The 22,092-nt window shown below is 72.5% G+C and carries 23 protein-coding genes, 1 tRNA gene and 1 pseudogene; 17 read left to right on the top strand and 8 right to left on the bottom strand.

Annotated elements, in window-relative coordinates; all coding sequences use genetic code 11:
• Nucleotides 1–280: 280 nt before the first annotated feature.
• Nucleotides 281–1,384: a 3-deoxy-7-phosphoheptulonate synthase gene (locus tag MCAG_RS08800; RefSeq protein WP_007072613.1), complete on the bottom strand. Its 1,104-nt coding sequence runs from the start codon at nucleotides 1,382–1,384 to the stop codon at nucleotides 281–283.
• A gap of 312 nt (nucleotides 1,385–1,696) precedes the next feature.
• Between MCAG_RS08800 and MCAG_RS08795 the strand changes: the two genes are divergently transcribed.
• From MCAG_RS08795 to MCAG_RS08745, 11 genes are all read left to right on the top strand, one after another.
• On the top strand, nucleotides 1,697–2,851 hold the full coding sequence (locus MCAG_RS08795; protein WP_007072612.1) for an alkaline phosphatase PhoX: 1,155 nt from the start codon (nucleotides 1,697–1,699) through the stop codon (nucleotides 2,849–2,851).
• Nucleotides 2,852–2,876: 25 nt separating this feature from the next.
• Nucleotides 2,877–3,092, top strand: coding sequence for a hypothetical protein (locus MCAG_RS08790; protein WP_036372882.1), 216 nt, complete (start codon nucleotides 2,877–2,879; stop codon nucleotides 3,090–3,092).
• A 137-nt stretch (nucleotides 3,093–3,229) separates the two neighbouring features.
• Complete coding sequence (locus MCAG_RS08785) at nucleotides 3,230–4,522, top strand: pitrilysin family protein (protein WP_007072610.1); 1,293 nt, start codon at nucleotides 3,230–3,232, stop codon at nucleotides 4,520–4,522.
• A complete protein-coding gene (locus MCAG_RS08780) occupies nucleotides 4,519–5,865 on the top strand; it encodes a pitrilysin family protein (RefSeq protein WP_007072609.1) in 1,347 nt (448 codons plus the stop codon). The genes MCAG_RS08785 and MCAG_RS08780 overlap by 4 nt, the downstream gene beginning before the upstream one ends.
• 235 nt (nucleotides 5,866–6,100) lie before the next feature.
• Entirely contained in the window at nucleotides 6,101–7,126 is a 1,026-nt protein-coding gene (locus tag MCAG_RS08775; protein WP_007072608.1) for an aspartate-semialdehyde dehydrogenase, read from the top strand.
• An 88-nt stretch (nucleotides 7,127–7,214) separates the two neighbouring features.
• Nucleotides 7,215–7,631 carry a CBS domain-containing protein gene (locus tag MCAG_RS08770; protein WP_007072607.1) on the top strand — a complete coding sequence of 139 codons (417 nt, stop codon included), beginning with the start codon at nucleotides 7,215–7,217 and terminating at the stop codon, nucleotides 7,629–7,631.
• A gap of 158 nt (nucleotides 7,632–7,789) precedes the next feature.
• Nucleotides 7,790–8,161, top strand: a complete 372-nt coding sequence (locus MCAG_RS08765) for an SCP2 sterol-binding domain-containing protein (RefSeq protein ID WP_007072606.1) — start codon at nucleotides 7,790–7,792, stop codon at nucleotides 8,159–8,161.
• Nucleotides 8,161–10,221, top strand: a complete 2,061-nt coding sequence (locus MCAG_RS08760; protein ID WP_007072605.1) for a glycogen debranching N-terminal domain-containing protein — start codon at nucleotides 8,161–8,163, stop codon at nucleotides 10,219–10,221. Before MCAG_RS08765 ends, MCAG_RS08760 begins: the two co-directional genes overlap by 1 nt.
• Nucleotides 10,222–10,325: 104 nt before the next feature.
• Entirely contained in the window at nucleotides 10,326–11,072 is a 747-nt protein-coding gene (locus MCAG_RS08755; protein ID WP_007072604.1) for a 1-acyl-sn-glycerol-3-phosphate acyltransferase, read from the top strand.
• 39 nt (nucleotides 11,073–11,111) lie between these two features.
• The gene (locus MCAG_RS08750) at nucleotides 11,112–11,279 is read left to right on the top strand and encodes a hypothetical protein (protein ID WP_157547962.1); all 168 of its coding nucleotides are present in this window, start codon (nucleotides 11,112–11,114) and stop codon (nucleotides 11,277–11,279) included.
• 49 nt (nucleotides 11,280–11,328) lie between these two features.
• Entirely contained in the window at nucleotides 11,329–11,829 is a 501-nt protein-coding gene (locus MCAG_RS08745) for a GNAT family N-acetyltransferase (RefSeq protein ID WP_007072602.1), read from the top strand.
• Nucleotides 11,830–11,865: 36 nt separating this feature from the next.
• On the opposite strand, the gene MCAG_RS08740 is transcribed toward MCAG_RS08745, so the two are convergent.
• Nucleotides 11,866–12,306: a hypothetical protein gene (locus MCAG_RS08740; protein WP_007072601.1), complete on the bottom strand. Its 441-nt coding sequence runs from the start codon at nucleotides 12,304–12,306 to the stop codon at nucleotides 11,866–11,868.
• A 100-nt stretch (nucleotides 12,307–12,406) separates the two neighbouring features.
• On the opposite strand from MCAG_RS08740, the gene MCAG_RS08735 reads away from it, so the two are divergent.
• Complete coding sequence (locus tag MCAG_RS08735) at nucleotides 12,407–13,816, top strand: glycoside hydrolase (RefSeq protein WP_007072600.1); 1,410 nt, start codon at nucleotides 12,407–12,409, stop codon at nucleotides 13,814–13,816.
• A 65-nt stretch (nucleotides 13,817–13,881) separates the two neighbouring features.
• Here MCAG_RS08735 and MCAG_RS08730 read toward each other — a convergent pair whose 3' ends face one another.
• Both MCAG_RS08730 and MCAG_RS08725 read right to left on the bottom strand, forming a co-directional pair.
• Entirely contained in the window at nucleotides 13,882–14,079 is a 198-nt protein-coding gene (locus tag MCAG_RS08730; protein WP_007072599.1) for a DUF397 domain-containing protein, read from the bottom strand.
• Nucleotides 14,076–14,960: a helix-turn-helix transcriptional regulator gene (locus MCAG_RS08725; RefSeq protein ID WP_007072597.1), complete on the bottom strand. Its 885-nt coding sequence runs from the start codon at nucleotides 14,958–14,960 to the stop codon at nucleotides 14,076–14,078. The genes MCAG_RS08730 and MCAG_RS08725 overlap by 4 nt, the downstream gene beginning before the upstream one ends.
• Here MCAG_RS08725 and MCAG_RS33535 point away from each other — a divergent pair.
• The 3 genes from MCAG_RS33535 to murC are packed head-to-tail and all read left to right on the top strand — an operon-like array spanning nucleotide 14,945 to nucleotide 16,997.
• Entirely contained in the window at nucleotides 14,945–15,220 is a 276-nt protein-coding gene (locus MCAG_RS33535) for a hypothetical protein (protein WP_007072598.1), read from the top strand. The genes MCAG_RS08725 and MCAG_RS33535 overlap by 16 nt on opposite strands.
• 35 nt (nucleotides 15,221–15,255) lie before the next feature.
• Nucleotides 15,256–15,546: a hypothetical protein gene (locus MCAG_RS08720; protein ID WP_050778166.1), complete on the top strand. Its 291-nt coding sequence runs from the start codon at nucleotides 15,256–15,258 to the stop codon at nucleotides 15,544–15,546.
• Nucleotides 15,543–16,997: a UDP-N-acetylmuramate--L-alanine ligase gene (murC, locus tag MCAG_RS08715; RefSeq protein ID WP_007072595.1), complete on the top strand. Its 1,455-nt coding sequence runs from the start codon at nucleotides 15,543–15,545 to the stop codon at nucleotides 16,995–16,997. The genes MCAG_RS08720 and murC overlap by 4 nt, the downstream gene beginning before the upstream one ends.
• A gap of 550 nt (nucleotides 16,998–17,547) precedes the next feature.
• Here murC and MCAG_RS35645 read toward each other — a convergent pair.
• The 4 genes from MCAG_RS35645 to MCAG_RS08690 all read right to left on the bottom strand — a co-directional run bounded on the left by MCAG_RS35645 (nucleotide 17,548) and on the right by MCAG_RS08690 (nucleotide 19,674).
• Nucleotides 17,548–17,682 (bottom strand): hypothetical protein, encoded by a 135-nt coding sequence (locus tag MCAG_RS35645; protein WP_255349027.1) that lies wholly within the window; start codon nucleotides 17,680–17,682, stop codon nucleotides 17,548–17,550.
• 245 nt (nucleotides 17,683–17,927) lie between these two features.
• Nucleotides 17,928–18,000: transfer RNA gene (locus MCAG_RS08700), tRNA-Arg, on the bottom strand.
• Between the two features lie 123 nt (nucleotides 18,001–18,123).
• Entirely contained in the window at nucleotides 18,124–19,140 is a 1,017-nt protein-coding gene (locus MCAG_RS08695) for an alpha/beta hydrolase (RefSeq protein WP_007072592.1), read from the bottom strand.
• A 93-nt stretch (nucleotides 19,141–19,233) separates the two neighbouring features.
• A complete protein-coding gene (locus MCAG_RS08690; protein WP_007072591.1) occupies nucleotides 19,234–19,674 on the bottom strand; it encodes an HPF/RaiA family ribosome-associated protein in 441 nt (146 codons plus the stop codon).
• A gap of 336 nt (nucleotides 19,675–20,010) precedes the next feature.
• On the opposite strand from MCAG_RS08690, the pseudogene ssb reads away from it, so the two are divergent.
• Nucleotides 20,011–20,652 (top strand): annotated as a pseudogene (ssb, locus tag MCAG_RS34600) (single-stranded DNA-binding protein); the annotation flags it as partial.
• A 666-nt stretch (nucleotides 20,653–21,318) separates the two neighbouring features.
• Nucleotides 21,319–22,092 (top strand): cobalamin biosynthesis protein (locus MCAG_RS08680; RefSeq protein WP_036376704.1); only part of this gene is annotated, 774 nt, incomplete at its 3' end.

The following is a 22,092-nucleotide window of genomic DNA, read 5'->3' as shown; positions in this document are numbered from 1 at the left end:
ATCGGTCAAACGTCGCCCCGACCGGACCGCGACCGGAGAGCGTGACGCCCGTCACGTCGGAGGCTGGAACATCGACCCGCCCCGGTCGGTTGTGACGGGTGTCGGTGTGCCCAGTGTCCCCGGGCCTCACCTGAAATGCCTTCGCGGAATACCGTTCGGCTGGAGCCGCGTCGCGCCACGCGCCGAGAGGCGACCTGCACACCGACACCAGTGGCGCCCCGGCCTCCGGCCGGGGCGCCACTGTCGCTCCCCCCACCCGCCGGCGCGCGACGGGGGTGGGTCAGGCGGGGGTGGGGATGGTGGGGGTGGAGGCCGGGGTGGTGCGGCGGGCGCGGACGGCGGTGGCCAGAGCGTCGAGGACCTCCTCGGTGGTGTCCCAGCCCAGGCAGGCGTCGGTGATCGAGCGGCCGTACTCCAGCTCGCGCGTCGGGTCCAGCTCCTGCCGGCCCGGGAGCAGGAAGCTCTCCAGCATGACGCCGACGATGCCGCGCTGGCCGGCGGCGAGCTGGGCCGCGACGTCGGCGGCGACCAACGGCTGGCGGCGGTGGTCCTTGCCGCTGTTGGCGTGGCTCGCGTCGACCACGATCCGCTCCGGCAGGCCGGCCGCGCGCAGCTGCGCCAGCGCCGCGGCGACGGAGACGGCGTCGTAGTTCGGGCCGTCGTTGCCGCCGCGCAGCACGAGGTGGCCGTCGGCGTTGCCCCGCGTGTGCATGATCGCCGGGGTGCCGGAGACGTCGATGCCGGGGAAGACGTGCGGGACGCCGGCCGCGCGGATCGCGTCCACGGCGGTGCCGATGCTGCCGTCGGGGCGGTTCTTCATGCCGATCGGCATGGACAGCCCGGAGGCGAGCTGCCGGTGCACCTGGCTCTCCACGGTGCGGGCACCGATCGCGCCCCACGCCACGGTGTCGGCGATGTACTGCGGGGTGATCGGGTCGAGGAACTCGCAGCCCACCGGCAGGCCCAGCCGCAGTACGTCGAGCAGCAGCGCGCGGGCGGTGCGCAGGCCGGTGTTCACGTCACCGGAGCCGTCCAGCCCCGGGTCGTTGATCAGGCCCTTCCAGCCCACCGTGGAACGCGGCTTCTCGAAGTACACCCGCATCACGATCAGCAGGTCGTCGGCGAACCGGTCGGCGGCGGAGCGCAGTCGGGCCGCGTAGTCCAGGGCGGCGGCCGGGTCGTGCACCGAGCACGGACCGACCACGACCAGCAGCCGGTCGTCGGCGCGGTCCAGCACCCGGGCGACCGCGCGCCGGCCGTCGAGCACGGCCTCGGTGAGCGCGGCGTCCAGGGGCAGGTGGTGGTGCAGCAGGGCCGGGGTGGTCAACGGCACGACGCGGTCGATCCGCTGGTCGATCACGCGATGGCTGTCCGGGGTCGTCACGGTGGGATTCCTTCCGCCGACCGTGCCCCGGGGCCGGCGCCCGAGGTCGAGCCGGCTGCTCGTACGCAAAAGGGCAGGGATTCAGGCCCCTGCCCGGCCGGCTCGAAGAGGAGTGACGTCAGATCATGGTGAAGTCACCGGCTCCTCCAGCCGGCTGCCTAAACCATCGATACGACCGCGTCACGCCGACCAGCGTACCCGACGTAGCGGGAAAGGCTCATCCGGTCGTCGGGAAAGCCTCGCCTCGCGTTCACCTTCATCGATGTCTTGCTCGGTAGCTTCGGCCGCACACGCCATCGCCTGGAGGTTCGAATGGATCGTCGTACGCTGCTGCGCGCCACCGCCGCCGGAGGGGCCGCCGCCTTCACCGGCAGCCTCTGGTCGTCCGCCGCGTTGGCCGCCCCCGCCCAGCCCGGCGCGGGACCGTACGGGCCCCTGGGCACCGCCGACGGCAACGGCATCCAGCTTCCCGCCGGGTTCACCAGCCGGGTGGTCGCCCGCTCCCGACAGGTGGTCGCCGGCACCACGTACTCGTGGCACGACGCCCCCGACGGCGGGGCCTGCTTCCCCGCCGGAACCGGTTGGATCTACGTCTCGAACTCCGAGATCACCCCGGGGGGTGGGGCGTCGGCGGTGCGATTCAACGCCGACGGGACCATCGCGGCGGCGTACCGGATCCTGTCCGGCACCAACCAGAACTGCGCCGGCGGCGCGACCCCGTGGGGCACCTGGCTCTCCTGCGAGGAGGTCAGCCGGGGGTACGTCTACGAGACGTACCCGCAGGGCGGCACGACGGCGGTGCAGCGGCCGGCGCTGGGCCGGTTCAAGCACGAGGCGGCGGCGGCCGACCCGGTCCGACAGGTCATCTACCTGACCGAGGACGAGTCGAGCGGCTGCTTCTACCGGTTCCGGCCGACCGTCTGGGGCGACCTGTCCGCCGGCACCCTGGAGGTGCTGGTCGCCGGCACCGCCACCAGCGGCCCGGTCACCTGGGCCCGGGTGCCGGACCCGGACGGCTCGCCGACGTACACCCGCCAGCAGGTCTCCGGCGCGAAGAAGTTCAACGGCGGCGAGGGCTGCTGGTACGCCGACGGGACCTGCTGGTTCACCACCAAGGGCGACAACCGGGTCTGGGCGTACGACGCGGTCGCGCAGCGCATCGACCTGGCGTACGACGACTCGTTGGTGGCCGGCGGCGGCGCTCCCCTGACCGGGGTGGACAACATCGTCGGGGCCCGCTCCGGGGACCTGTACGTGGCCGAGGACGGCGGCAACATGGAAATGAACGTCATCACTCCGGACGAGGTGGTCGCGCCCTTCCTCCGGATCACCGGCCAGAGTTCGTCCGAGATCACCGGCCCCGCCTTCTCCCCGGACGGCACCCGGCTCTACTTCTCCTCCCAGCGGGGCACCTCCGGCTCGTCCTCGGGCGGGATCACCTACGAGGTGCGTGGCCCGTTCCGCTGAGCCATCGACGGGGTACAGGCCCGGTATGAGCCACGATCAGACTGACGCCCACCGGATCGAGTCCCGCGCGCACCTGCTGCCCGAGGAGGCGGCGGCCGGCAGCGACGACCCGCACGCCCAGGCCGAGGCGATCCTCGCCGAGTCCGACCGCAGGGAGGACGACCGCAACGCCGCCCCCGACACCCTGCTGGAGCACCGCACGTCGGACCAGACGGTGCCGGCGATCGAGCCCCCGGACTGAGCCCCCACGTCACGACGCCGGCCCCGGGTAGCGCCCGCCGCCCGGGTCCGGCGGGTCCGGCGTTCGGCCGGCGGTGGGGCCGCCGCGCCGACCCAAGGCGCCACCGCTGCGACCGTGAGATCGGATAGCGTCGGGCCATGCCCGACAGCGGTTACCCCTGGCCGATCGAAACGACCCGACTGGACAACGGCTTGCGCGTGGTGGTGAGCGAGGACCGCACCGCGCCTGCGGTCGCGGTGAACCTCTGGTACGACGTGGGTTCCCGGCACGAGCCGGACGGGCAGACCGGGTTCGCCCACCTCTTCGAGCACCTGATGTTCGAGGGCTCGGTGAACGTGGCGAAGACCGAGCACATGAAGCTCGTCCAGGGCGCCGGCGGCTCGCTCAACGCCACCACCAACCCCGACCGGACGAACTACTTCGAGACCGTCCCGGCCGAGCACCTGGAACTGGCGCTGTGGCTGGAGGCCGACCGGATGGGCGGCCTGGTGCCGGCGCTGACCCAGGAGACGCTGGACAACCAGCGGGACGTGGTCAAGAACGAGCGCCGCCAGCGCTACGAGAACGTCCCGTACGGCGACGCGTGGCTGCGGCTGCTGCCGCTGCTCTACCCGCCCGGTCACCCGTACCACCACGCGACGATCGGGTCGATGGCGGACCTGAACGCCGCCGACCTGGCCACCTTCCAGGCGTTCCACCGCACGTACTACGCGCCGAACAACGCCGTGCTGACCGTGGTCGGCGACGCCTCCGCGGTCGAGGTCTTCGCGCTGGCCGACAAGTACTTCGGCGCCATCCCGGCCCGGGAGTCGATTCCGGCAGCGCCGGACGGCCGGCACGTGCCCGCCGCCGGCGCGCCGGTGGCGGAGACCGTCACCGCCGCCGTGCCCGCGCCCCGCGTGTTCGTCGCGCACCGCACCCACCCGTTCGGCACCCCGGGCTACGACGTGCTGACCGTCCTGGCCACCGTGTTGGGCAGCGGCCGGGGCAGCCGGCTCTACCAGCGCCTGGCCGACGGGGAGCGGCTCGCCCAGCCCGACCTGGTCGGCGCGTACGGGGTGGACCTGCGGCACGCGCCGGCCCCGCTGATCGTCACCGCCACCGCTCGGCCCGGGGTGACCGGCGAGCGGCTGGCCGCCGGGGTGGCCGAGGTCGTCGACGAGCTGGCGACCGTGCCCGTCACCGCCGCCGAGCTGGACCGGGCCAAGGCGCTGCTCAGCACCGCGTGGTGGCGGCAGATGTCCACGGTCGACGGCCGGGCCGACACCCTCGGCCGGTACGCCACCCAGTTCGGCGACCCGGCGAAGGCCGCCGAGCGGCTGCCCGCCTGGCTCGCGGTGACCGCCGAACAGATCGCCGAACTCGCCGCCGAGGCGCTGCGCGCCGAGGACCGGGTCACCCTGACCTACCTGCCCGAGGAGACCGCATGAGCCTGATCGCCGATCGTCCCGGGCCGGGGCTGGCCCGGCTGTACCGGTTCCCGCAGGTGGTGCGCCGCGACGTGGCCGGCGGTCGGGTCGTCGCCGCGCACCTGCCCGGGCAGAACCTGGCCGTGGCGCTGCTGCTGCTCGACGCCGGTGCCGGCCGCGAGCCGGTCGGCCGGGAGGGGCTCGGCGCGGTGCTGGCCAAGGCGCTGGAGGAGGGCACCGCGCAGCGGGACGCCACCGGCTACGCGCTCGCCATCGAGGCGCTGGGCACCGAGCTGGTGACCGGGCTCGACTGGGACTCGTTCCAGGTCAGCGTCCAGGTGCCGGTGGGCCGGCTGAGCGCTGCCGTCGAGCTGCTCGCCGAGGCGGTCCGCACGCCCAGGCTGGACCCGGACGACGTGCGGCGGGTCCGCGACGACGAGGCGACCGCCCTGCGGATGGACTGGGCGAACCCCGGCCCCCGGGCCGAGGCGGCGCTGCGGGCCGACCTGTTCGGCGCCCAGAACCGCTGGGGCCGGCCCATGTACGGCGACCCGGACTCGGTGGCGGCCCTGGACGTGGAGGACGTCACCGTCTTCCACTCCGAGTGGTTCCTCCGCCCCGGCACCCTGATCGTCGCCGGTGACCTGGACCGGCTCGACCTGGACGCGCTCGGCGCGGCGGCCTTCGCCGGCACCGGCGGCGGCCCGGTGCCCCCGGAGGGCCCGATCGACGTGCCGTTGCGTGCCGGACGCCGGATCCTCCTGGTCGACCGGCCCGGGTCGGTGCAGTCCACGCTGCGGCTGGGTCATCCCTCCCCGCACCGGGCGCACCCCGACCACGTGCCGATGACCCTGGCCGGCACGGTGCTGGGCGGCGCGTTCACCTCCCGGCTGAACCACCTGATCCGCGAGGTGCGCGGCTACACCTACGGCATCCGGGGCGACTTCGCCTCGTCCCGCCGGTTCGGCCGGTTCGCGGTCAGCTCCGGGGTGCAGACGGCCGTCACCGCGCCGGCCCTGGTCGAGGCGGTCGGGGAGATCACCCGTACCTGCGTCGGCGGGGTGACCGAGGACGAGCTGGCGGTGGCCCGGTCCTGGCGGGCGGGGCAGCTCTCGGTCGAGTTGCAGAGCCCCCGGGCGATCGCGTCGGCGCTGACCACCCTGGTCGTGCACGACCTGCCGGACGACCACCACGCCCGGCTGCGCGAGTCCCTGCTCGCCGCCGACGTGGCCGAGGTGTCGGCCGCCGCCGCGACCCACCTGCACCCGGATTCGCTGACCCTGGTGGTCGAGGGCGACGCCGCGCTCATCCGCGACGAGCTGACGGCCACCGGCCTCGGGGAGATCGTCGACGCCCAGCCGTAGACCCGGCGGGGTGTGATTCGCGTCGCGTGCCGGCGGGCGGGGCGGCCCGGCCGGGGGTGGGAATGTTCCGGCCGGAGCCCGACCGCGCCCCGGGAATTTCCGCCGTGGCATGCCCTGGCGGCGCTGTCGTTGCGGCGCGGGGTGGCTTCCGGGCCGGGCGGGTGGCCACCGGTCCCGGGCCGGGCGGTGGGAAAGCGTTCCCGGCCCGGGCACCGACCTGGGTAGCCTCGCGGGCATGAGGATCGGCATTGTGGGGGCCACCGGCCAGGTCGGTGGCGTGATGCGGCAGGTGTTGGCGGAGCGCGAGTTCCCGGCGGAGCAGGTGCGGTTGTTCGCCTCCGCCCGGTCGGCCGGGCGTGCCGTGCCGTGGCGCGGCGGCGAGGTGACGGTCGAGGACGCGGCCACGGCCGACTACTCGGGCCTGGACATCGTGCTCTTCTCCGCCGGCAAGGGCACCGCGCGGGAGCTGGCCCCCCGGGTCGCCGAGGCCGGCGCGGTGGTGATCGACAACTCGTCGGCGTTCCGGATGGATCCGGACGTCCCGCTGGTGGTCGCCGAGGTCAACCCGCACGCCGCCGCGAACCGCCCGAGGGGCATCATCGCCAACCCGAACTGCACCACGATGGCCGCGATGCCGGTGCTGCGCCCGCTGCACGCCGAGGCGGAGCTGGTGAGCCTGGTCGTCTCGACGTACCAGGCGGTGTCGGGGGCCGGCCTGTCCGGCGTGGCCGAGCTGGAGGAACAGGTCCGCAAGGTCGCCGAGCAGGCCGCCGGGCTGGCCTTCGACGGCGCGGCGGTGGAGTTCCCCACCCCCCGGGTCTTCGCCCGGCCGATCGCGTTCAACGTGCTCCCGCTCGCCGGCTCGATCGTCGACGACGGCTCGGCGGAGACCGACGAGGAGCAGAAGCTGCGCAACGAGAGCCGCAAGATCCTGGAGATCCCCGGGCTGAAGGTCTCCGGCACCTGCGTGCGGGTCCCGGTCTTCACCGGCCACTCGCTCCAGATCAACGCGCGGTTCGCCCGGCCGATCAGCCCGCAGCGGGCCCGTGAGCTGCTCGACGGGGCCCCCGGCGTGGCCCTGTCCGACGTGCCGACGCCGTTGGACGCCGCCGGCCAGGACCCGACGTACGTGGGCCGCATCCGCGCCGACGAGACGGTGGAGCACGGCCTCGCCCTGTTCTGCTCCAACGACAACCTGCGCAAGGGTGCCGCCCTCAACGCGGTCCAGCTCGCCGAACTCGTCGCCGCCGACCTCCGCTGACGGCCGGTCGCCTGCCGGTGCGGTGGCGTCGCGTTACCCCGTCGGGCCGGCGGGTAGACGGCGGTGCCGACACCGAGAGGGGAGCACCATGACAACGGTCGGAGAGTTCATGACGACCCGGTTGGTGACGATGGACGGCGACGAGACGCTCACCGCCGCGGCGCGGGAGATGCGTGACAGCGCCATCGGCGACGTGGTCGTCACCGCCGGCGACGATGTGGTCGGCATCGTCACGGACCGGGACATCACGGTCCGCGGCGTCGCCGAGGGACTCGACCCCAGCAAGACCCCGCTCAACCGCATCACCAGCCGCGACGTGATCACGGTGAGTCAGTACGACGACGCCGTGGCCGCCGCCGACCTGATGCGCACGTACGCCGTGCGCCGGCTGCCGGTGATCGACGGCGGCCGGCTGGTCGGGCTGATTTCCATTGGCGACCTCGCGGTCGAGCGCGAACCGCAGTCGGTGCTGGCGGGCATCAGCGCCGAGGACCCCAACAACTGACCGTCCGCCGCGGCGACGCCGGCCCCGCACCGGGGCCGGCGTCGCGTCGTGCCCGCGCCGCGCCGCGCCTCACCCGATCCGGGCGAGATTGACCCCGTGCCCGACGGGGACCCCTCCTGCGACGTCGAACGCTGCGGCGTGACGGGAGGGAGGGACCGATGCCGGACGCGACCACCAGATTCTTCGAGGACCTGAACCGGCGGGGGTACGAACCGCTGCTGGTCAAGACATCCGGAACCATCCGCTTCGACCTGCGCGAGGGCCCGCGCACCAGCCACTGGACGGTGGCGATCGACCGGGGCCGGTTGCGGGTGAGCCATGAGGACCAGGAGGCGGACACCGTCATCGGGATCAGCCCCGCCCTCTTCGAGGAACTCGCCGCCGGCCGTTCGCACGGCATCGCGGCGATCCTGCGCGGGGACATGACCGTCAGTGGCGACCCCCGGCTGGTGGTGCAGGTGGAGCGGCTCTTTCCCGGCCCGCCGACCAGCCAGGGCCCGCGCCGGCACGTCCAGAGGGAGGCACGCTGATGCCGCAGAGCAACACGGTCCGGATCCTGGACGGCAGCACCTTCGTCGTCTCGGAGGACACCGGCGACATCGAAGCGACGCCGAGCGAGCCCACCGGCATGTTCTCCCTGGACACCCGGTTCCTGTCGCGCTGGGTGCTGACCATCAACGGCGAGCGGCTCAACACCCTGTCGTACGACGACCTCCAGTACTACGAGGCGCGCTTCTTCCTGGTGCCGGGGATGGCCACCCACTACGTCGACGCGAAGCTGTCGATCGTCCGCAAGCGGGCCGTCGGCGGCAGCTTCCATGAGCAGGTCACCATCCTCAACCACGACGAGAAGCCCGTCGACCTCGAGGTCCGGATGGACGTCGACTCCGACTTCGCCGACCTGTTCCAGGTCAAGGACGAGATCGTGAACAAGAAGGGCGAGAAGTACGCCGAGGCCGAGGCCGACCGGCTGCGTCTGGGCTACCACCGGGGCAACTTCCGGCGCGAGACGATCATCTCCTGCTCGCGGACCGCCCGGTACGACCGCAACGGCTTCGCGTTCACCGTCCACCTGGAGCCGAACGAGCAGTGGAGCACGGAAATCGACGTGCGGACCTCCGCCATCGGGCCGGGCGGGCGGGACCTGCGGATGGGCTTGCGGGCACACGGCACCGAGCGGCTGGCCCTCCAGCAGGACCTCCAGGCGTGGATCGCCGCCGCGCCGAAGCTGAACTGCGAGGCCGAGCACCTGGCCCGGACCTACCAGCGGAGCCTGGTCGACCTCGCCGCGCTGCGCTTCTCGCCGCTGTCGCTCGGCGGAAGCGCCCTGCCCGCGGCCGGCCTGCCCTGGTTCATGACGATGTTCGGCCGGGACAGCATCCTGACCTGCCTACAGGTGCTGCCGTTCGTCCCGGAACTGTCCAAGACGACGCTGCGCATCCTCGCGTCGTTGCAGGGCACCCGGTTCGACGACTTCCGCGACGAGGACCCCGGGCGCATCCTGCACGAGATGCGCTACGGCGAGACGGCCGCGTTCGAGGAGCAGCCGCACTCGCCGTACTACGGCTCGGTCGACGCGACGCCGCTGTTCGTGGTGCTGCTCGACGAGTACGAGCGGTGGAGCGGGGACGTGTCGCTGGTGCGGGAACTGGAGCAGGAGTGCCGGGCCGCGCTCAGGTGGATCGACGACTACGCCGACCTGGTCGGCAACGGCTACATCTGGTACGAGCGGCGCAACACCGACACCGGCCTGGAGAACCAGTGTTGGAAGGACTCCTGGGACTCGATCTCGTATCGCGACGGCACGCTGCTGCCCTTCCCCCGCGCCACCTGCGAGGTGCAGGGGTACGCGTACGACGCGAAGGTCCGGGCCGCCCGGTTGGCGCGCGAGTACTGGGGCGACCCGGAGTACGCCGACCACCTGGAGTTGCAGGCCGCGCAGCTCAAGGAGCGGTTCAACCGGGACTGGTGGGTCGACGACGGCCAGTTCTACGCCCTCGCCCTCGACCCCGACGGCGGCCGGGCGGAGGTGCTCAGCTCCAACATCGGCCACCTGCTGTGGAGCGGCATCGTCGACCACGACCGGGCCGAGCGGATCGCCGAGCACCTGGTCGGGCCCCGGCTGTTCTCCGGCTGGGGGGTGCGGACGCTGGCCGAGGGGGAGGTCCGCTACAACCCGATCGGGTACCACAACGGCACGATCTGGCCGTTCGACAACTCGTTCATCGCCTGGGGGCTGCGCCGGTACGGCTTCGCCGAGGAGGCCGCCACCATCGCCAACGGGATCATCGACGCCGCCCGATACTTCGACGGACGGCTGCCGGAGGCGTTCGGCGGGTACCAGCGCGAGCTGACCAAGTTCCCGGTGGAGTACCCGACGGCGTGCAGCCCGCAGGCCTGGTCGACCGGCACCCCGATGCTGCTGCTGCGCACCATGCTCGGCATCGAGCCGCACGAGGGGCACCTGTCGGTCGAGCCGAGCCTGCCCAGCGGCATGGGCCGGATCGAGGTGCTGGACATCCCGGGCCGGTGGGGCAAGGTCGACGCGTTCGCCCGCGGCCGGCTGGACCTGAAAACCCTTCCCGACTGACCGGCACCGGCGGGGCCGGCGCGGTGGCAGTGGGGTGGCGGCACGCGTGGGACGGAGGGTCCGGCCCTGGCGTGTCCCCACCCCCAGCGGGGTAAAGTCGCCGGATGCCGGAACTCGTGTACCCGCCCGTGATCGCCGCCGCCAAGACGATGTTCCGGGTCCTCGACCTTCGCCTGACCGTGGAGGGCAGCCACCACGTGCCGCGCACCGGCGGGGCGGTGCTGGCCAGCAACCACGTGAGCTACCTGGACTTCATCTTCTGCGGGTACGGCGCGCACGAGTCCGGCCGTCTGGTCCGGTTCATGGCCAAGCACGAGGTGTTCGCACACAAGATCTCCGGCCCGCTGATGCGCGGCATGAAGCACATCCCGGTGAACCGGCGGGCCGGCGCCGGGTCGTACAGCACGGCCGTGGACGCGCTGCGCCGCGGCGAGGTGGTGGGCGTCTTCCCCGAGGCGACCATCAGCCGCTCGTTCACCGTGAAGGACCTCAAGAACGGGGCGGCCCGGATGGCCCAGGATGCCGAGGTGCCGCTGCTGCCGGTCGCGTTGTGGGGCACCCAGCGGCTCTGGACGAAGGGCCGGCCGAGGACGCTCACCCGCCGGCACACCCCGATCACCATCCTCGTTGGCGAGCCGATCGACCCGGCCGCCCACCCGGACGCGAACGCGCTGAGCGCCGAGCTGAGGACCCGGCTGACCGCCCTCGTCGACCGGGCCCAGCGGGCGTACCCGGACACCCCGGCCGGGGACGACACCTGGTGGCAGCCGGCCCACCTCGGCGGCACCGCGCCGACGCCGGAGGAGGCCGCCGCGCTCGACCGGGGCGGCCGGCGTACCTCCGCCGCCTGACCCGGCCCGCCCGGCGGCCCGCCGGGGATGCGGGGCTGGGTGCTGCTCGCCAGCGTCGGCCACGCCGACGGGCGGGCGATCGGCCGGGACGACCGGGGGTACCTGCTGTGGGCGGCCGGCCAGGTCGTCGACCGGTTCATCGGCCACCAGACCGGGTTCCCGGTGGCCCCCACGCCGAAGGACGGCGTCGGCCCCCGCACGCCCTGACCGGAAAACCGGGTGGGGCCGAGGCGGGGATACCCGGTAGGGTGCCCCGATGGCCACCCCACGCTTGGAAAAGATCACGCCCGGCAACGTCGACGCCGCCTGCGACCTGCGAATACGGCCGGACCAGGAACACCTGGTCGAGCCGGTCGCCCGGTCGCTGGCCGAGGCGTACGCGTGGCAGGACATCGCCTGGCCCCGGCTCGTCTACGACGGCGACGAGGTGGTGGGCTTTCTGATGGGCTTCTTCCGCATCCCGTGGAGCGAGGACGCCCCCACCGACCTGCGCTCCGGGCTGTGGCGGCTGAACATCGCCGCCGAGCGGCAGGGACGCGGGTACGGGCGGTTCGCCGTCCGGGCCGTGGCCGAGGAGGCCCGGCGGCGCGGCGAGCGGCGGATCTTCACCACCTGGGAGCCGGGTGCGGACGGGCCGGAGGAGTTCTACCTGCGGCTCGGGTTCCGGCCGACGGGGGAGCGCAGCGGCGGCCAGACCGTCGGCGAACTGGACCTGGCGACGCTGTCCTCGGCCGGCGTGGCGTCGGATGCCGGCTGAGGGGTGCCCGACACGTAGGGACGGTGAGTGAGGCACCTACACCGGGAAATAGACGTCGACCGCGTAGAAGCCGCCGGCCACGTCGCACGTCTCGTCGAATCCGTAAGTGCGGGTGGTGCCCGCGGAGGCGGTGCGCGTCTCGTCGAAATAGCAGCTCAGGTTGCCGTTGTAGCCGATGAATTCCACGGTCCGCGAGGCGCTGACCGCCTTCACGTAGCCGGTGATGTTCAGGCTGCGGTTGTAGAAGGTGATGGTGCCTTCGGCGATCGACGCGCCGTAGGGAATGCGGAACGTCTGGGTGGTCGAGTCGGCCACCATGATCCTGGCGACGTGGCTGCGCGTCGCCGCGGTGGCCTGCGCTGACGTGGTGACCTGGGTCGGCGTGACGGCCTGGGCCGGCGTGGCGGTGGTGAGGACGGCGGCAACGGCCAGGGCCTGCGCCAGTCGTCCGAAATTCCTGTGCGCGGTCGTCGACACTTCCTGTCTCCCGTCTCGGAAGAAATGATTATCCTACGACGTGCATCGATGTCGATAGTATGGCTCGGAGTGTCTCCCCGCGCGACGTCAGGAGAGCTTCGTGCTTCGATCCCGCACCCTCGTCACCGCCGTCACGGCCCTCACCGTCCTGGCCGGCACACCCGCTCACGCCGGCCCCCGACCGGGCCTCGACCTCGACCGCGCCGAGACCCACCAGCACATCGACGGCTTCGGCTACTCCATCGCCTTCCAGCGCGCCACGCTGGTCCACAACCTGTCCGAGGCGAAGCGCGCGGAGGTCCTCGACCTGCTCCTCGACCGGAGGAAGGGTGCCGCGCCGACCATCCTGCGGCTCGGCATCGGCTCGTCGACGACCGACGTGTACGACAACATGCTGTCCATCCAGCCGAACGACCCGGGCGGTCCGGCGGCCACCCCGAACTACCAGTGGGACGGCTGGGACGGCGGCCAGGTGTGGTACGTCAGGGAGGCGCGCAAGCGCGGGATCAACCGGTTCTACGCCGACGCGTGGAGCGCCCCGGGGTACATGAAGGACAACGGGACCGACGCCAACGGCGGGAGCCTCTGCGGCCTGGCGGGCGTGACCTGCGCCAGCGGCGACTGGCGCGAGGCGTATGCGCGCTACCTCGTGCAGTACGCCAAGTTCTACCAGCGCGAGGGCATCCGGATCGACGAGATCGGGTTCACCAACGAGCCCGACTGGACCGCCCCGTACGCCTCGATGCGGTTCACCCCGGCGCAGGCGGCCGAGTTCGTGAAGGTCATCGGCCCCATCGCCGAGCAGGCCGGGGTGGACCTGGCCTGCTGCGACTCGTTCGGCTGGCAGCAGTCGGACGCGTACGCCCAGGCGATCGAGGCGGACCCGGAGGCCCGCCGCCACCTGGACCTGTTCACCGGGCACGGCTACGCCAGCCCCGCGGATCGCCCGCTGCCGATCACGGCACCCGTCTGGATGACGGAGTGGGCCCCGTCGAGCGTCTCCGACGGCTGGAACGAGGCGTGGGACAGCGGCAAGGGTACCGACGGCATCGCGGTCGCCCAGCGCATCCACGACACCCTCGCGAAGGCGGACGCCAGTGCCTTCGTCTACTGGCTCGGTTCCTCCCGGGGCGCGACGGCGGCCCTCGTCCAGGTCGACAACACCACCGACAGCTACCGGGTGTCGTCCCGGCTGTACGCCTTCGCCGCGTACAGCCGGTTCATCCGTCCCGGCGCGGTCCGGATCGGCGTCGACGGCACGCCGGCGGGCCTGGCGGTGTCGGCGTACCGCAACGCCGACGGCACCGAGGTGGTGCAGATCATCAACACCTCGACCGAGACCGTACGGACCACCGTCGACCTGAGGAAGCCGACCGCGTACCTCACCGACTCGACGCACAAGCTGGAGGAGGCCCCCGGGCTCGTCACCGGGCACGGCGGGCACCCGACGGTCGAACTGGCACCGCGCTCGTTGACCACCCTGGTCAGCGGCCACCCCGGCCGGGGCTGACCTGCCGGTCGTGGCCCTTCGCGGGTTCGGGGCCGCCCGCCGGCAAGGTGGGCGGCCCCGATCGGTCAGCGCGGCCCGCGCCGCAGCTGGCCCACGAAGGCCGACCAGGCCGTCGGGGCGAACGTGAGCGTCGGCCCGGCCTGGTCCTTGCTGTCCCGCACGCCCACGACGCCGGGCAGGTTGTCGGCCACCTCGACGCAGTCGCCGCCACTGCCGCCGCTGCGGGTGCTCTTGCGCCAGACGGCACCGGCAAGGTCACTCATGCGCGCTCCTCGATGATCATTTTGATCATTTTCTCTGATTCTGCCTCATCCGACGCGAGCGTCTCCAGGTCGGACCAGACGTGCTCGTAGGCGGCGACCTCGGCCGGCTTGTCGAGATAGAGAGCGCCGGTGATGTTCTCTAGATAGACGGTGGTCGGCTCGGTCGAGGCCCGGCCGAACGCCTGCGGGAAGTCCAGCAGGACGAAGGTGCCCGTCTCGCTGGCCAGCGGCGGCCCGGCGGCCAGCGGGAGGACGCGCAGGCTCACGTTCGGCAGCGCGGCGACGTCGAGCAGGTGCCGCAGTTGCCCGGCCATGGCCTGCCGGTCCGGGATGGTGCGCCGCAGCACGGCCTCGCTCATCACCACTTTCAGCGTGGGCGCGCTGGGCAGCCGCCGCATCAGGACGTGCTGGCGCTGCATCCGCACCTCGACGAGCTTCTCCCGCTCCGCCTCGCTCATCGTGGGATTCTTGCGGTGGAACAGTTCGGCGGCGTATTCCCTTGTTTGGAGTAATCCTGGGATTAGTTCCGAGTCGTATCGCCGCATGAGGGCGGCCGATGACTCTAGCCCGACGTACAGCGAGAACCATGGTGGGACGATCTCGCCGTACGAGTGCCACCAGCCTTTGGCGCGGGTTTCCTTCGCGAGGCCGGTGACGATCGCCTTCATGTCCTCCGGCACCCGGTACATCTCGCACATGGCGCGGGCGTCCACCACCCGGACCGGCACCAGACCCTTCTCGATGCGCCACACCTTCTGCCGCGAGCAGTCCAGCCCCTCGGCTGCGGCGTCCAGCGAGACCGAGGCGTCCTCGCGAAGCTGCGTGAGCAGCCTGCCGAGCTGCCGCCGGGGAACGGTCGACCCGCTTGTTTCATCCGTCATGCAACATCACCGCAGTTCTCCTGCAACAGGCGGTGTTTCCGCTCGCGCATTTCTCTCCTTCATTCTTCGTGCGTCAATTCGACTTGAGATTAGGGGGATGGGAGGTGTTGCGCAAGGTGCTGGCGGTGTCACAGGATGTCGAATATCCGCATGGCTGTGAGGGGCGTCAAAAATGGCGTCTACAACAGCCCGCCGTCTCGCTCGCCGCGAAATGTGTGGCCGGGGCGGCGCTATTCTTCGGGGAGGGGGAGGAGCCGTGACCGGCCGCCGCCAGGTGCCGGCGCGGGGGTCGGCCATGAGCACGTCGCCGCTGAAGGCGGGCGACCTGGTGCAGGTGACCCGCGCGGCGAGCGTGCAGTTCGTCGAGCCGATCATGTGCCGGGTCATCCGGGTGCTCGACTGGATCACCTACGACCGGTGGATGTGGCTCGACGTGTACCAACTGGACGACAGGGGCGATGCCGTCGCCCGCCGGTCGATCTTCGTTCAGCCGGCCGGGCTGCGGGCAACCCCGGTCGGCGCACGGCTGACCACGGCTGACCCGGTATCCGTCATCCCGCACAACCAAGGAGAGCCGGCATCATGACCGACACGATCGATTCGCACTCCGGCCCGATCGACCTGTCCCGCCCGTACCTCGTGGGCGTCGGCGGGCCCGCGATGTCCGGCCTGGCCCGGCTGCTGGCCGAGCTGGGCCACCAGGTCAGCGGAAGCGACATCCACGACTCGGACATCCTCGCGGCGCTGCGCACGGCCGGCGTGCGGGTACGCGTGGGCCACGACGCGGCGTATGTCGAGGGCGCGAGCTGCGTCGTGCACACCACGGGCGCGCGGCACGCGCCGGAGGTTCGCGCGGCCCGTGCCGCCGGCATCCCGGTGGTGCGCCGGGCACAGGTCCTCGACAAGCTGGCCGACGGGCGGCGGCTGGTGGCGGTGTCCGGTTCGCACGGCAAGTCCACCACGGCGGGCATGCTGGTCCACATCCTGCGCACCCTCGGGCAGGACCCGACGTACCTGATCGGCGCCGACCTGACGGGGCCGGGTTCTGGAGCCCACCTCGGCCGGTCCCGGCTGCTGGTAGCGGAGGCGGACGAGTCGTACCGTTCGTTCCACCTCCTGTCCCCGTCACTGGCGGTCGTCACGAACGTGACCGACGATCACCCGAGCTTCGTCAGCCGCGCCGACGTGCTGCGCGCCTACGTCGAGTTCGGCTGCCGGGTCGCGCCGGACGGGTTCCTGATCGTCAACGCCGACTGTGTGGGCGCGACGGTGGCCGCCCAGGTCATCGCCGACGAGCGCCCCGATTTGATGGTGCTGCGCTGCGGGCGGGACCGCGCGGCCGACGTCCGGCTCCTGGACGTGCACGCCGAGGGCTGGTCGGTGTCCGCGACGGTGCGGATGCCGAACGGCACCGAGACACGGCTGACCCTGCCGACCCCGGCGACGCACCACCTGCACGACGCGGCGGCGGCCGTGGCCTGCGCGGTGGCCCTCGGGCTGGACCCCGCCGACGTGACCGCAGCGGTGGGTACCTTCGCCGGGGTGCGCCGCCGGTTCGAGCACATCGACACCCGGGCCGGAGTGACGGTGATCGACTCCTACGCCAGCCACCCGAACGAGATCGCCGCCGACCTGCAAGCCGCGCGCACCCTGGCCCGAGGGCGGGTGTTCGTGGTGTTCCAGCCCTCCGGACACGCCCGCGTCCTCGCCCTCGGCGAGCGCATCGGTCGCGTGCTCGCCCTCGACGAGCGTATCGGCCGCGTCCTGGCGGACAACGCCGACTACGTCCTGCTGCTCGACGTACCCGACAACCTGTCGGACGGCCGTCCGTTGGCCGACACCGACGCGATCGCGGCCAGGCTGCGCGACGGTGCCTACTGCCTGCCCCTCGGACCGGACCACGCGGCCCGGGTGATCGCGCGGATGGCCGGGCGGGGTGACGTGGTGCTGACGATGGGCACCGGTGACGTGACCGGCTACGGCGCGGCGATCCTGGACGGCCTGGGCCGCCGCGCCGAGGTCGCCCTGTCCGCCTGACGGCTATGCGCTGACAGCGCCGGGTTCCTCGATCAGCCTGTCCACGAGCACGGTGCTGTTGGTCGCCCTGACCAGGACCACGTCACCCGGGCGCCGTGCCGGATGCGTGCCCGATGCAGCGGTCAACAGGGGCGAGGAGCGGCACCCTGGCGGGCGGTATGCTCGACGCTTCGTGTTTTGTCAGGCTGACCGGCTACCTACGGCACCCGATGCCCAAGCTGAGCGTGCAGATTTGCAAGGATCGCCGCGTGACCAGCGAGGAAGCTAGGCCCTGTCTCGAGTGCGGGCACGCGCCGCAGGTTCACCCGAGGCCGGACAGTCGGGACCTTTCCATTTGCGCGGCCTGTATCTACGAGGAGGATGAAGGGCTACGCGTTGCCGAGGCCATGTGTACGAGGGTCTTTCCCCGTGCTGCGGATGAGTGACTAACCGGGTGACGACGGGCGTGGGCGACGGTGGACGTCATGGACGGTGACGGACCGTTCGGCCAGCTCAACGAAGTCGGCAGGGCAGCTCACGAGCCGGTGATCGTTCCTTTACACCGAAGAGGTCACGTGATGAAGGTGTCGTCCGGTTTCATGATTCCGTCTCTCAGTAGCGGTGCCAACGCCGACGAGCCGCCATCGTCCACGGTGACTGACATGCGGACCCGGCCGTCGCCGTCGTCAATGGCGTAGCTGACCACGGTGTACCGCTTGCCGTCCTCTCCGCTGGCCCATCTCGGCAACCGGCGTTCATCTCGGCAGACCGCTTGTCGAGATGGTTCAGCGGGTTTCAGGCGTCGTGGTGCTCGGCCCAGAAGACGGCCCGGTTACCGCGCTCGTGTTGGCCGGCCCGAGCGACGTTGCCGCGCCATCGTCCACGCGGCAACCTAGCTCGTTCGCACCACGTGTAGCCCCACGCGGCTGGTTCGGATGGAAGAAAGTCCTGTGCGCCCGGCAGGATTCGAACCTGCGGCCTTGGGATTAGAAGTCCCCTGCTCTATCCGCTGAGCTACGGGCGCGCTGTTGGTCGTGCGCCAAGAGGGTACCGCCGTGCCGAGGGGGTCTGGCGCGATGGGGCAGCCTGTCGAGGCCCGTTCAGCGTCGCATGGCCTGCCCCCGCCGGGCACCCCTGATTCGCCCGGTCAGCTCGGTGCGGCGACCTCCGCGCCCGCCTCGGCCGGCGGCCGGCTGGCCGGCACCTCAGGCGTCGGGCCGGCACCGAGGAAAGCCTCCGCCCATCGGCCCACTTCGGTGAAGACCTTCTCCCGTACGGCGGGGCCGGAGAGGGTCAGGTCGTGCATGCCGCCGTCGAAGCGGGCCAGGGTCACGTGCCGGCCGAGGCGGGGAGCCCAGCGGACCATGTGCTCCACGTCCAGGACGGCGTCGGCGAGCGCCGCCGAGTCGTGCCACTTCGTGCCTCGGAAGGTGCGGGTGGAGCAGGCCAGCAGCACCGGCACCGGGATGTCGAGGCCGGCACGGAGCTGCCGCTGCCCGGTGCGGACCGCGTTCAGCCAGCCGGCGCGGACCGGGAACCCGGCGAGCGGCTTCCAGGCCAGATCGTACGTCCACTCGCCGCGATGCTCGGCGTGCAGGCTCTCGCCGTACACGGTGCCGAGGCCGAATGGGAGCCGGCGGCGCGGCGCCCTGCGGCCCAGGCGGGAGACGGCCGCCGCGAGGGGTCTGCGGACCATCCAGGGAGCGTTGATGTCGAAGAAGGGGCTGTTGAGGACGAGCCCGTCGATGATGCCGGCGTCGCGCCGGGCGTGGGCCCAGAGGGAGATGATCAGGCCGCCGGTGGAGTGACCCATGACCAGCAGTGTGTCGTGGCCGTCTTCGGAGCGGACGATCTGCGCGGCGGCGTCCAGCTCGGGGAAGTAGTCGCCGAGGTCGCGGCAGAAGTTCGGGGTCTGGTGCGCGAGCAGGCTGCGGCCGTACTTTCGCAGGTCGAGGGCGTAGAAGTCCCAGCCTCGCTCGGCGAAGAAGTCGGCCACGTGGGTCTGGAAGAAGTAGTCGACGTAGCCGTGCACGTAGAGCACCGCACGGCGGGTCGGGCGGTCGGCCCGGCGGCGCACCAGGGTCGCGACGACCGGCCCCTCGTCGTCGGTGCCCAGGTCGATCGTCTGCCGCTCGTACGGCGGCCCCAGCACATCCGGTTCCACGAACGCGACGGTACGCCCGCAAGCTACCCGACGGTAGCCCCGGCGGTGAGGTGGCGCACCGCCGTGGCGTACACCACCTCACCGCCGGTCGGATCAGGCAGTCCCGGCGTCGGCCCGGGGCGCGTCGTCGTCGAGGTCGCCCCCGTCCGGCCCCGCCTCGGGCTGGCCCGCCTCGGGCTGGCCGGTGTCGCGCAGCCGCTTGTTGTTGCGCGGCTCCTGCCGGGTCTTGGCATCGTTGAGCCGGCGGCGCAGGTCGTCCCGGACGTCGTTGAGCGCGGCGTGCAGGTCCTCCTCTGCGGAGGTGGTGACGATCTTCTGCCGGCCGGCGATCCAGCACTCCAGGGTGACCTTCTGCCCCCGGGCCTCCCGGTCCTTCACGGACACCTCCAGCTCGGTGGCGTCGGCGTGGAAGCCGGCCAACCGGGCGTCGAGGGTGGCGAACTGCTCGGCGATCCAGTTCCGGTCACCCTGGGAGAAGCCCGCCCCGACGCGCAGGCATTCGGCCACGGTCGCTGGGTTCGCCACGGCGCTCATCGCAGCGCCTTGCCCTCGGTGCGGACGGAGCCGGTCGTACGGGGTCGGCAGGAAGTCATGTCCCGTGGCCTTTCTGATCGGACGGCGTGCCGTCGGCGGTGCTCGGTTGATCAAAGCTGTACCCAGTCACGGTCCGTCCGGAAACGCCTGCGGTGGGGCCGCCCGCGCGCACTCGGGCAGGGCCTAGCACACCCGAGCTTGATCAGGTCTTTGTCCACAGAGCATCGGGTTGTCCACAGGCGGGGGCCGGGCGGTGGCGAGGGGCTGGCCGGAGCGGCCAGTGTCGGCGGCGAGTCGACTCACCAATGGCAGGCCCGGATCATCCCTGGAGGGGCGATGTTCGACACCTACGTCACGATTGTCGGCAATGTGCTGACTGCGCCGGAGTGGCGGCGCACTACCCAGAGCGGCACGCTGGTGGCCAACTTCAAGGTGGCCTCCACCGCCCGCCGGCTCGACCGGGACAGCGGCCGGTGGGTGGACGGCAACAGCCTCCGCGTCCGCGTCAACTGCTGGCGGAAGCTGGCTGAGGGGGTGGCCGCCTCCGTGATGGTCGGCGACCCGGTGATGGTCGTCGGCCGGCTCTACACCCGCGACTGGACCGACGACGCGGGCAACCACCGCACGGTGTACGAGTTGGAGGCGGTCGCCGTCGGCCACGACCTGTCCCGGGGGCGGGGCCGGTTCCTGCGCAACCGGCCGAACATGGTCACCAGCACGGTCGAGGACGCCGAAACAGAGACCCGGGTGCACGGTGAGCCGACCGAGCGGGTCCCGCGCGGGCAGGCACCCAGCGGGCCGGAGGACCGCCCCTTCGGCGAGGACTTCGAGCCGCGCGACTTCGACCCGGCCCGCGCCTCCTTCGACCCGCGTGGCTCGGACGCCCCGTACGGCTCGGACGTCCTGGGCGGCTCCAACGGCACGCCCGGCTCCAACTATCGGCACGGCTTGGGTGAGCCGCACGGCTTGGGTGACCCGCACGGCCTGGGTGACCTCGGCGAACGGGACGACCTGGACGACGACTCCGGGGACGACGGCGGGTTCGGCGACGGCTCCGGCGAGGGCGGTGGGTTCGACGACGGCTTCGGCGAGGGCGACGGCTCCGGCGACGGTTTCGGCGAGGGCGGTGGGTTCGGCGGGGACGAGGAACTGGCCGGGCCGGGCGTGGCCGGGGGCGACCCGTCCCCGGCCGGGCTCGACGACCCCGAGCCGTCCGGCGGAGAGTCCGGCGGGGTGACTCCGACCAGGCGCGGCCGGCGGGGCCGAGGCCGGGTCGGCGTGTCGGCCTGACGGCCTGCGGCGGACGCTCGCCGGGGCTCGACGGGGGGCGGGGCTGGCCGGGGGGTGGAAGCCGGCCGGGACGGGGCCCGACACGGGGCGGGGCCCTCGGGCGGTAGCCATGTCGGCGACATGGGGGCATCCCTGCGCCAGGACACCCATGTCGCCGACATGATCCCGCCCCGCCGAGCCGTCCGGGCCCGCCCAGCTTCGCCCCGCCCCGTCCGGGGCCGCCCCGCCCAGGTCGCCCGCCCTAGTCGGGTCCGGCTGTGGGTGGATCGGTGTGGGGGTTCCCGGGGGCGGCTAGGCTGGCCGACGGAAGGTGGTGGCAGTGCGGCAGTCGGTCGCCGTGCTAACGCGGCTGGGCTGGTGGCAGGGTATGCCCTGGACTCCCTGCTCGGTGACCCGCGCCGCTGGCATCCCGTGGCCGGCTTCGGTCGGGCGGCCGGTGCGCTGGAACGGCGCGTGTACCGGCCGGACCGGGCCGCGGGCACGACGTTCACGGCGCTCGCCGTGGGCGTACCGGTGCTGGTCGGGGTGGCGGCGACGGTGGCCACCCGACGCCGGCCGGTCGGCCGGGCCGTGCTGATGGCCGCCGCCACCTGGACGGTGCTCGGCGGGCGCACCCTGCGCCACGAGGCGAAGATGATGGGCCGCGCGCTGCGCGGCGGGGACCTGCCGGCGGCCCGTCGTCGGCTGGGGCACCTGTGCGGACGGGACCCGTCCACGCTGGACGAGCCCGAGTTGGCCCGCGCGACCGTCGAGTCCGTGGCGGAGAACACCTCCGACGCGGTGGTCGCGCCGCTGCTGTGGGGGGCGGTCGCCGGGCTGCCCGGCCTGCTCGGCTACCGCGCGGCGAACACCCTCGACGCGATGGTCGGTCACCGGTCGCCCCGGTACGCCCGCTTCGGTACCCCGTCCGCCCGGCTGGACGACCTGCTCAATCTCGCCCCGTCCCGGCTGACCGGGCTGCTCACCATCGCCGTGGCCCCGGCTGCGCACGGGGACCGGGGGCGGGCCTGGCGGGTGTGGCTGCGAGATCGCAACGACCACCCCAGCCCGAACGCCGGGCAGTGCGAGGCGGCGATGGCGGGCGTGCTCGGCGTACGGCTGGGCGGGCGCAACGTCTACTTCGGGCGG

The organism is Micromonospora sp. ATCC 39149 (genome assembly GCF_000158815.1).
GTDB lineage: Bacteria > Actinomycetota > Actinomycetes > Mycobacteriales > Micromonosporaceae > Micromonospora.
Note: the sequence above shows the minus strand (reverse complement) of the source record. Positions and strands in the feature narration are given on the sequence as shown.